The sequence below is a fragment of the Aquiflexum sp. genome, assembly GCF_977115555.1.
In genome coordinates this window covers 1-10,676 of sequence record NZ_CDSBKL010000118.1, presented here as the reverse complement: position 1 = coordinate 10,676, position 10,676 = coordinate 1, and the positions used below count along the sequence as shown (strand labels likewise).

The 10,676-nt window shown below is 38.4% G+C and carries 10 protein-coding genes; 9 read left to right on the top strand and 1 reads right to left on the bottom strand.

The annotated features are described in order from the left end of the window. From ACZFYI_RS09195 to ACZFYI_RS09180, 4 genes are all read left to right on the top strand, one after another. Positions 1-802 (top strand): adenosine kinase (locus ACZFYI_RS09195; protein ID WP_462523829.1); only part of this gene is annotated, 802 nt, incomplete at its 5' end. Positions 803-1,009: 207 nt separating this feature from the next. Continuing rightward, positions 1,010-2,338 (top strand): M16 family metallopeptidase, encoded by a 1,329-nt coding sequence (locus ACZFYI_RS09190; protein ID WP_462523828.1) that lies wholly within the window; start codon positions 1,010-1,012, stop codon positions 2,336-2,338. 23 nt (positions 2,339-2,361) lie between these two features. Then, positions 2,362-4,404 (top strand): M16 family metallopeptidase, encoded by a 2,043-nt coding sequence (locus tag ACZFYI_RS09185; RefSeq protein ID WP_462523827.1) that lies wholly within the window; start codon positions 2,362-2,364, stop codon positions 4,402-4,404. A gap of 65 nt (positions 4,405-4,469) precedes the next feature. Next, positions 4,470-5,201, top strand: coding sequence for a LolA-like protein (locus ACZFYI_RS09180; RefSeq protein WP_462523826.1), 732 nt, complete (start codon positions 4,470-4,472; stop codon positions 5,199-5,201). A 67-nt stretch (positions 5,202-5,268) separates the two neighbouring features. On the opposite strand, the gene ACZFYI_RS09175 is transcribed toward ACZFYI_RS09180, so the two are convergent. After that, the gene (locus ACZFYI_RS09175) at positions 5,269-6,939 is read right to left on the bottom strand and encodes a M61 family metallopeptidase (protein WP_462523825.1); all 1,671 of its coding nucleotides are present in this window, start codon (positions 6,937-6,939) and stop codon (positions 5,269-5,271) included. A 139-nt stretch (positions 6,940-7,078) separates the two neighbouring features. On the opposite strand from ACZFYI_RS09175, the gene rpmH reads away from it, so the two are divergent. From rpmH to ACZFYI_RS09150, 5 genes are read left to right on the top strand one after another with little or no spacing between them, the layout of a single operon-like run. Then, positions 7,079-7,237 (top strand): 50S ribosomal protein L34, encoded by a 159-nt coding sequence (gene rpmH / locus ACZFYI_RS09170; protein ID WP_462523824.1) that lies wholly within the window; start codon positions 7,079-7,081, stop codon positions 7,235-7,237. Between the two features lie 46 nt (positions 7,238-7,283). Continuing rightward, positions 7,284-7,673 (top strand): ribonuclease P protein component, encoded by a 390-nt coding sequence (rnpA, locus tag ACZFYI_RS09165; protein ID WP_462523823.1) that lies wholly within the window; start codon positions 7,284-7,286, stop codon positions 7,671-7,673. Then, positions 7,670-9,337 carry a S41 family peptidase gene (locus ACZFYI_RS09160; RefSeq protein WP_462523822.1) on the top strand — a complete coding sequence of 556 codons (1,668 nt, stop codon included), beginning with the start codon at positions 7,670-7,672 and terminating at the stop codon, positions 9,335-9,337. Before rnpA ends, ACZFYI_RS09160 begins: the two co-directional genes overlap by 4 nt. Before the next feature lie 11 nt (positions 9,338-9,348). Continuing rightward, positions 9,349-10,038 (top strand): tRNA (adenosine(37)-N6)-threonylcarbamoyltransferase complex dimerization subunit type 1 TsaB, encoded by a 690-nt coding sequence (gene tsaB / locus ACZFYI_RS09155; protein WP_462523821.1) that lies wholly within the window; start codon positions 9,349-9,351, stop codon positions 10,036-10,038. Next, the gene (locus ACZFYI_RS09150; RefSeq protein ID WP_462523820.1) at positions 10,035-10,541 is read left to right on the top strand and encodes a DUF2480 family protein; all 507 of its coding nucleotides are present in this window, start codon (positions 10,035-10,037) and stop codon (positions 10,539-10,541) included. Before tsaB ends, ACZFYI_RS09150 begins: the two co-directional genes overlap by 4 nt. Positions 10,542-10,676 lie beyond the last annotated feature (135 nt).

Genomic DNA, 10,676 nt, shown 5'->3' with positions numbered 1-10,676 from the left:
CACGGTCATCCCAGTAAGTCAATTCGGCGGAAACTCTTTTTATTGTTGTAAGGTTGCCAATGATGAGCTAGGGTATTTTTATCTTGAAGATTTGAAAAATTCCGGAGTGGACAACAGTCTCGAAGGAAAAATGCCAGAAGACGGAATCACAGGCAAATGTCTTGTCATGGTTACCGAAGATTCTGAAAGGACGATGAATACATTTTTGGGAATCACGCAGAACTTTTCCATAAATGATATCAATGAACTCGCCATCAAAGATTCCAAGTATTTATTTATTGAAGGTTATTTGGTGACCTCCCCAAATGGGAAAGAGGCAATGTTGAAAGCAAAGAAAATAGCTGAAGCAGCCGGAACAAAAGTTGCATTGACTTTCTCAGATCCTGCAATGGTTAAATATTTTCACTCAGGATTTGATGAAGTTATAGGTTCTAGTATTGACTTGTTGTTTGCCAATGAAGAAGAGGCAATGCTTTTTACCGGAAAGGAAACGATCTTGGAAGCTAGAGAAGAATTGAAAAAGGCTGCCAAACACTTTGTGATCACACAAGGAAAAAACGGAGCGATGATCTGGGACGGTGACACATTTATAGATATCGAACCTTACAAAACCAAAGCAATCGATAGTAACGGGGCTGGGGATATGTTTGCGGGAGCATTCATGTACGGCATTACCAATGGACACAGCTATGCTTCAAGCGGGAAATTGGCTTCAATGGCCAGTTCAAAAATCGTCAGCCAATTTGGGCCAAGGTTGAAGTGGCATGAGGCAAAAGAAATTCTGGCAAGATTGACTCCATGATTTTTTGGGATTTTCTTTTCTGGCGGAATTTTATCTGAAAATAATTAGTTAGAGATTTGATGAGTTATTGGCTTTTTTATATTTTCCGCAGAAATAACTTAACAAAATCTTCCTTGGTCTCTTATTTTATGCATTTATCCATTTTTGATAAACAAAATTGATTTAAAAAAGTAAAACTTACATGAACAAATAATATAATCCAAGAATATGAGAAAGTTTACCCTAACGCTATTGGCAGGAGTCTTTTTGACACTTTCGGCCATAGCCCAAAACAAAATCGATTTCAAGGAATTCACCTTGGATAATGGTCTTCACGTTATCCTTCATAGGGATAACAGCACCCCGATAATTGCAAATACTGTTTTTTATCACGTGGGGTCAAAAAATGAAAATCCGGAAAGAACAGGCTTTGCGCACTTTTTTGAGCACCTGATGTTTGAGGGTTCACCAAATATAGAAAGAGGAAAGTTTTTTGAAATCGTAGAATCTGCAGGAGGTACACTCAATGCAGGTACATCTCAGGATTTCACCTTTTATTATGAAATTTTACCCTCTAACCAGTTGGAATTGGCCCTTTACTTAGAAAGTGAGCGCATGCTTCAGGCCAAAGTGGATCAGATAGGCGTAGATACCCAAAGAGAGGTCATCAAGCAGGAAATGAAGCAAGTAATGGATGAGCGACCTTATGGAAGCTTTCAGAGAGAACTTCCATTAAGATTGTACCCAAACCATCCCTACAAATCCCCCATTATCGGTTCTGCCGCGCATCTAGATGCTGCCACGGTGGAGGACTTCAAAGGTTTTTATGATACATACTATGTGCCAAATAACGCAACCCTTTCTATTGCCGGCGATATTGATTATGAAAAGACGGAACAATTGGTCAGGAAATATTTTGGTGAAATTCCAAAGGGTACCATCAATCCTTATAGACCAAATATTGAAATCCAGAAATTGACTTCTGAGATTACAGACACGGTCTATGACAACATCCAGCTTCCGGCTGTCTTCCAAGGATATTTGATGCCAAAAAAAGGACATCCTGATGCCTATGCCTTGGATTTATTAAGTACATATTTGCTATCAGGCAAAAGCTCCCTGCTTTACCGGGAGTTGGTAGATGGAAGTCAAAAAGCAATTCAGGCAGTGGCATTTCCCAATGATCTTGAGGATGGAGGAATGTTTTTGATACTTGCTATCGCCAATATGGGAGTAGATATTAATGAATTGAATACGGCCATAGATGAAGTTCTCGAAAGTGTAAAAGCAAATGGCCTTGATCAAAAAGAATTTGACAAACTGATCAATATCAAAGAAAATCAATTGGTAAATGAATTGGGTTCGGTTGCCAATATCTCATTGACTTTGGCACAAGGGCATGTTTTCTATGGAGGTGCAGATGCTATCAATTCAAAATTGGATTTGTATAGAAAAGTGACCCCTGCGGATATTCAGCGTGTTGCCAAAAAATATCTGGATCCGAACAGCAGGGTGGTTTTGACTTATCTTCCCAAATCAGCACAAACTACCGAGTGATTTCCCTCTAAAAGACTATAAACATGAAAAATATATTCAAATATTTCTTTTTCTTAATTTTCATCACTTCGGGTATCGCCCAAGTTGACAGGACGGTTATTCCCGGTCCAGGACCTGCGCCTGAAATCAAATTTGGAAAAGCAGAATCATTTACTTTGAAGAATGGTTTGAAAGTTTTTGTGATACAAAACAACAAACTGCCCAGGGTAAGTTATACTTTGATCCTTGAAAGGGATCCGATATTGGAAGGTGATAAAGCCGGCATGCTTGGTTTTGTGGGAGAAATGATGACAGCAGGTACCAAGACAAGGACTTCTGATCAGTTCAATGAAGAAGTAGATTTTCTAGGAGCAAATATTTCTGCTTCCTCAACTTCAATTTATGCTTCGACATTGGTAAGAAACCAGGAAAGAGTTTTGGAACTGATGGCGGATGTATTGTTTAATCCTTTATTTCCTGAGGAAGAATTGGCAAAATTAAAAACGCAAACAAAATCGGGATTGGCTTTTGCAAAAGATGATCCAAATTCAATTTCAGGATATCTTTCTTCTAAATTAGTTTTCGGAACCGATCATCCATATGGTGAATTTGAAACGGAATCCACTGTGGACAATATTACTGTCGAGGACATCAAAAAATATTACCAGACTTATTTTAAACCAAATATTGCGTATTTGGCGATTGTTGGGGATGTGAATTTGGGCGAAGCCGAAAAGCTCGTCAATAAATACTTCGCAAAGTGGGAAAGGGGAGATATCCCAAATTTCAAATATCCCATGCCTGAGGCACCTCTCAAAAACACCATAGCAATGGTGGATAGATCTTCCTCCCAGCAATCGGTTATAAATATTACCTATCCTTTGGAAAACAGTCTTGCATCTCAGGATTATCTGTCAAGCAGGTTGGTGGGATTTGTACTTGGCGGAGGAGCTTCTTCAAGACTCTTTATGAACTTGCGGGAAGATAAAAAATTCACATATGGAGCAAATGCCGACATCGGTGCAGACAGGCTTGTGGCAACTTTCAGTGCCGGAGCAAGTGTAAGAGGATCGGCAACAGACTCAGCTGTGAATGAAATAATATATGAAATCAGGAATCTGCGGGATAAAGGTGTAACTCCAGAAGAGTTGGCTACCGCAAAAGCCAACCTCAGTGGGTCTTTTGCCCGTTCTCTTGAAAATCCTGCTACGATTGCAAATTTTGCCATCAATATGCAGCGATACAATCTACCTGAAGATTTTTATCTGACGTATCTGCAGAGGTTGAATGCATTATCAGTGGAAGAGGTAAATGCTGCTGCCAAAAGATTGTTAAAGCCTGACAATTTGTATATCACAGTAGTGGGGAATGGTGCCGAAATTGAAAAAGGTTTAATGGCTTTGGGCGAAGTAAAAAGATTTACCAATATGGGAGATCCGGAGAAGCAGATAGTGATGGACACAGAAATGACTCCTGAGAAAGTCATTGAAAATTACCTTTCAGCGATCGGCGGGGCAAATAAAGCAAAAGCCATAAAGACATCCAAGATGGAATCTGTAGCAGAAATCCAGGGAATGAAGCTTAATTTTGTGGCTGTTTATGATGAAGCCAATGGAGCTTTTGCTCAGAAAGTAATGATGATGGGAAATGTGGCTTCGAATACCGTCATCAAAGACGGGAAAGGCTCCGTCACTGCCATGGGACAATCCACTGAACTTACAGATGAGCAGTTTGAAGCTGCCAAAATGAGTATGTTCATTTTTCCTGAATTGCACTATGAAGAATTGGGATATTCAATGGTTCTGGAAGGCATCAAAGATGTAGAAGGAGAGAACGCATACAAAGTGATCATATCTAATCCTACAGGCTCGAAGCAGATCAACTATTACAGTGTGGAGACAGGGCTGAAAACCAAAACAGAAAGTGCAGAGGCTGGAGACATGTTTTATAGTGATTATCAGGAAGTAGAAGGCGTAAAATTCCCAATGATGATGTTATTGAAATCGCCTATGATTCCAATGCCTTTGGAAACGAAGGTTGAAAAAATCGAATTTAATGTTTCAATCTCAGAAGATGATATGAAATAAATTAAAGAGAGGGATTCCTTCCCTCTTTTTTTGTTTAAATTTCAAAAAATATAAAATCGTATAAAATGAAAAAAATGTTTGTAACAGCACTTGCATTAGGTTTTGTGCTTTTCGGATCAAATGCCGAAGCAAAAATAGCTGACAATCCAGCATCCAGTTCTTATGTTTTGTTGGAGAATGATCCTAAAACGATTATTGATAATTACATCAAAGCAGTAGGTGGAAAAGCCAATGTCGAAAAAATCAAAAATTCGGTATTGTTAATGGAAGCGGAATTTCAGGGAGCGACAATTGTAATCCGTGGGATTTCTGACCAAGTCAACGGAAGGATGCTTCAGGAGACTTCGGTAATGGGGAATGTTGCCCAAAAGACAGTTTTATCTGATGGGAAAGGGAAAATGTCCGCCATGGGACAGGAACAAGAACTAACTGAAGAAATGGTTGGCATGTTAAAAGCCCAGACTTATGTATTTCCGGAGATGCATTACAAAGATTTGGGATATGTAATGGAAGTTCAGGGAACAGAAACAATCAATGAAGAGGATGCTCACAAATTAATCATCACTGCTCCAAACGGTATGAAAACCGTTGAATATTACTCAGTTGCTTCAGGTTTGAAATTAAGAACCAGTTCGGAAGCAACAGGGGATATCACCTACATGGATTATTCAGAAATCGATGGGGTAAAAGTTCCAATGAGACTTTCGATCAAGAATCCAATGTTGCCCGTAGCCTTAGAAGCGAAGACAATTTCTATGAAATTCAATCAGGAACTTTCTGATGAAGATTTTAAATAAATCAAAAAAAACTGTACAAAAAGGGGCTTTTGAAATTTAGGAAGCCCCTTTTTTATACGCTAGAAAATCATAAATGATTTTGATCTCCAACAAGACCCTTGAGGCTATAGCTTTGATTTTTACTTGCTAGAATAGAGAATTTGGGGAAATATTTTTTTGAATCCATTTTTAAACTGATGGAAAGAGTTTTTCCTAACCTTTCAATATTGAAGTGAACTTGATTCTTTGTCGGATCAGCTTCATAATCACAATCCAAAATCCGGTCATTCTTCATCAGAATTGAATAAGCTTCAGAATCGGGATGAAGTTGGGTGATGATTCCCGATTCGTCTTTTCGGATTCCAAATCGGTGTAAAAGATCATTGCCCTCGAAACTTTTTTCGATTTCAATACCGATTTGAGCCATTAAAGATTTGATCAAAGGAAGCAGGTCTTCTTTGCCAAATACAAAATTTTGGAAGAATGATGTCATTGATTCTTTTTCCTTTGAATGACTGACAACCAATCTTTCAAAATCCCCAAGGGTATACCCGATTTTATTTTTTCCGAATTTCTCCCACATGCCTTTCATTACTTCAGATAGAGAAGACCCAGATGATTTGAGTATCAAGTCCATGCAAAGTGACAATAATGCTCCCCTGTTGTATATACTTACTTTTTTTTCAGGGATTCCTGCCCTGTAGCCATCGAGCCACAGATCAAAACTTGACTCCACTATAGACTGATTCTGCCAGCCAAAGCTGTCAAACTCTCGCTGAATCTGTTTTTGAAGAAGTAGAAGGTAGCCTTCAAGATTCAAATGTCCTGCTTTGAGCAAATAATAATCTCCCATATAGGTAGTCACTCCTTCCATGACCAAACCCTCCTCCAAATAAACTTCTTTGGAAAGGTCGTAAGGAATAATGCCTTTTGGCCTTATCCGACAGACATTCCAAAAGTGGTAGAGTTCATGTGAACTTACCCCGATGAGTTCGTCCAATTCAGATTTTTCTGAGAGGGCATGCGCCGGTCCATATGTTATGACAGTAGATAACGCATGTTCGACGCCATGGAAATGCCTATAAGGCAATAACTGAAAAATAAAATGGTAATCCTCAGCGGGGAATTCCCCAAAATCCTGAATTTGACTAGCAGTAAAAGACTTAAATACCTCAATGAAATTATTTATATGAAAATGGATATCCCCTTGAATCCAAATATGAAACCTTGCCTTTTCTACTGAGTAAGAATAATGCTTCAATCCATCACTCGCCAATAAAGGGCTGTCCATCAATTGTTGAAAAGAGATGGCTCTCCATTGGTTTTCACCTGTATTTTCAAGGGCAGTGGCTACTTTGTATTGATTTGGTAATTCAATTGAAACGCTGATTTCTTCATTTTTTCTCTGGGCTAGCTCAAAAATGAAATTACTGAAATTGAGATACAATTGTTGATCATCAGACCAACATCCCCCTGCATCCATTTGATTGCAATAAAACTCATATTGGATGAAATATTGTCCTGACTCAGAAGCAGTGAATACCCAAAGGTCCTTACTGCTTTTTTTCCAAGGTATTTCTGTTTCGTTTCTAGTTACTCTAAAAGCCCTGATTTTCTGCGCATAATTCGCTAATTCATATCTTCCCGGCCTCCAAGCAGGCAATTGGAGATAGATTTTTTCCTTTTCAAGGCAGGCAATCTCCAATTGAATTTGGATATATTGGGAAGTAAAGGATTTTCTGGAAATCGAATAATGCATATGCCTTTAGCTTTTGATTCAAAACAAAAGTAAATCTACGGTTTGTAAATAAAAAAAGGTTATCTATCTTTGCAGTCCTTTAAGGGGGAACCTTCAGGAATTCAACAAGCAAAGCACAAAATATTAAATAGATAGCGTCATGAAAAGAACATTTCAGCCTTCTAAAAGAAAAAGAAGAAACAAGCATGGATTCAAACTTAGAATGTCCACTGCTAATGGTAGGAGAGTATTGAAGTCCAGAAGAGCAAAAGGAAGACACAAACTTACCGTATCTTCTGAAAAGACTTTGAAGAAGTAATTTTGAGCATTTAGTTTCGTATGTTTAATACGTAAATCAAAATGCAATGAATTCCCAGCTTCACAAGAATGAAAGATTGCATTCTAAAAAGTTAATAAAGGAACTTTTTGACAAAGGTTCCTCTTTTTTTTTATATCCCTTTAAGGTAATGGTTTTGGAAATCAATTTTGATGTTCCAGAAACTAATCAGGTATTGTTTTCCGTTTCAAAGAAGAAGCTCAAAAAAGCTGTCGATAGAAACCTGATCAAACGTAGGATGAGAGAAGCCTATAGACTCAACAAGCAGATATTGGGGGAAATGGCTCAGGAAAAGAAAATTATAGGTCTTATCTACGTTTCTTCAGAAATCAGTACATTTCAGGTCATCGAGACCAAAATCAAAAAAATTCTCACCACTATTAAGGAAAGACCACTTTCCGCAAAAAGCAATCCATGAGCAAAAATTTCAAAAAACCGATACTTCTAATTCTTTCAGCAGTCTTTGCTGTTGGTTTGTTGTTTTCATTTGTCAACAAAAACGACAAGCTTTTCGCAATTGCAAAAAATCTTGACATTTTCGCTTCCTTAGTTAGGGAATTGGACTCTTATTATGTCGATGAAATCGATGCTGATAAGTTGGTGACAATCGGGATCAATGCCATGCTTGAGGAATTAGACCCTTATACGGAATATATTCCTGAAGAAAACTCTGATAGTTTTAGGCAAATGACAACAGGCGAATATGCAGGCGTCGGAGCTTTGATCGGAAACAGGACTGGGGCTAATATGATCTTGATGCCTTATAAAGGATTTCCGGCGCAAGCTGCAGGATTGAGGATTGGTGATGAGATTTTGAAAGTGGATACAGTCGACGTGGTAAATAGCCTTACTTCTGATATTTCAAAATTATTGAAAGGTCCGGCTAATACCAATGTCTCTGTACAGGTAAAAAGAGGCACTGACACCATTTCGGTGAATCTTACCAGAAAGAAAATTGTCATCAGCAATGTTCCTTTCTATGGCAAATTGGATGATGAAACCGGATATATCAAACTTTCGGATTTCACTACGAATGCAGCATCTGATGTAAGAAATGCATTGGTGGATTTGAAATCTCAGGGAATTACCCGACTTGTTTTAGACGTAAGGGACAATCCCGGAGGGATTTTGAGAGAGGCCGTAGATATTGTCAATTTATTCATTCCAAAGGGAAAAGAAGTTGTAAGAACTATTGGCAAACTTGAAAATGTAAACTCTGTCTATAAAACCACGAAATCTCCTGTTGACAAAGATATCCCTATGGTGGTTTTGATCAATGAGAGGAGTGCTTCTGCTGCGGAAATCGTAGCCGGCGCACTTCAGGATTATGACAGGGCTGTTTTGGTGGGAAGAAAAACTTTTGGTAAAGGATTGGTGCAGACTACAGTTCCTCTTTCTTATAATTCCCAAGTCAAAATCACCACAGCTAAATATTACATCCCGAGTGGAAGATGTATTCAGGCCATAGATTACAGCATGGAAAGTAGGGATGAAAACGGAAATTCCATTTCAATACCGGATTCCTTGAGAAAAGAGTTTAAAACAAAAAATGGACGAATTGTCCTGGATGGTGCAGGAATTGAACCGGATGAAAGGACCGAATCCAAATCTTTTGCTCCTATTACTTATAGTTTGGTTGCCAGAAACCTTGTGTTTGAATTTGGGAATAAGTTCTTCTTAGAAAATGAAATGATTTCTAATCCAAGGGATTTTGTGGTGACAGATGAGATCTATGCTGACTTTGTAGCTTCATTGGTTGGCAAAGATTATGACTACACTACCTATGTAGAAAAGACACTTGAAGATTTGGAAAAATACGCAGAGAAAGAAAAGTTCTTTGACGAGATCAAACCGACAATAGATGACCTCAAGAAAAAAGTAAGCCATAATAAAGAACAGGACTTAGTTACTTTCAAGTTTGAGATCAAAGAAGCCCTCAAAGAGGAATTGGTTTCAAGGTACTATTTTCAGCAAGGAATAGTAGAAGCCTCTCTTGTGAATGATGAAGACGTCTTAGCTGCCTTGGCTATCCTATCAAATCCTAGTGAAATTAACCGGGTTTTAACAGCATCGGCGAAATAGAGAGTCCCAATATGGCTTTAATCCTTTCAATTGAGTCTGCCACTTCTATTTGTTCTGTCGCATTGCACAATGAAGGTGTTTTGCTTAAGTTGTCTGAGTACAACCAGGAAAATTCTCATGCAAGGCAATTGATGATTTTGATTGAGGATTTGTTTTTGCAAGTTGGCTTAAAACCGGGTGATCTTTCTGCGGTGGCGGTTTCCTCTGGTCCTGGTTCATACACTGGGTTGCGTATCGGGGTATCTGTTGCCAAAGGTATCGCCTTTGCATATGATTTACCCATAATTGCTGTAGATACATTGACGGGGTTGGCATTTCAGGCCTTTCCATTTTGTAGGGAAAATGATTTTGTTATTCCCCTACTCGATGCTAGGAGAATGGAAGTTTACACCAGTGTATTTGGAGCTGAGGGTAAAATTTTTGAGCCATCCCATCCCCTGGAAATAGATTTGAACCCATTTTTGAAATATTTGGAAATGGGGAAGGTGTTTTTTTTAGGTGATGGATTAGAAAAACTGAAGAGCATACTTGAACATAAAAACTCTGTCTTTCTGCCAAATTTAAATTCTGCTGTTTCAATCGGTCCACTGGCCTTCAAAAAGTTCCTTGATAAGTCTTTTGAGGATAATGCCTATTTTGAACCGAACTACTTGAAGGAATTTCGGGTTTTAGCTTCAAAAAAGAACCCACTTTTAATATGAGCGAAATCATCAACAGGGTAGCGTCAAGTCCCATAATTACCATAGACTTAGAAACATTTTTCAGGACTGAAGAAAGAGTCGGTTTTGATCTCAGGGAATTTCTATTTCAAGAATTGGTTTTGAGAGAAAAGGAATTCCGATCTGATCTGATTAAAATTGATTGGGACTGGTACAAAGGTAAACTTGTGGCCATATTCTGTTCTGCTGATGCTATTGTTCCCAATTGGGCCTTTATGTTGGTCGGTACTTATCTTTCAAAGGCTGGAGTTGAATTTGTTATCGGAGGTTTGGATGCCTTAGAGCAATATCTCTTTGAAAAGGCAATTTCAGAAATCGATCTTAGGGAATATGAAAATAGGCCTGTAGTCATTAAGGGTTGCAGTAAATACCCGGTGCCTTTATATGCTTATGGCAGAATAATGGCAAAAATCCAACCATATGCAAAATCCATCATGTATGGAGAGCCCTGCAGTACCGTGCCATTATATAAAGCCCCAAAGTAAAAAAAATCTTCTTGTATACAGATACTTAGCTTATATATCCAGTTTTTTTAACATCACGGTTTGGTAATATTAATTCAGTCTGCTAAGTTTGCAATCCGTTTACAGATAAGATCATTCAAAAGAGGATTGATTGGG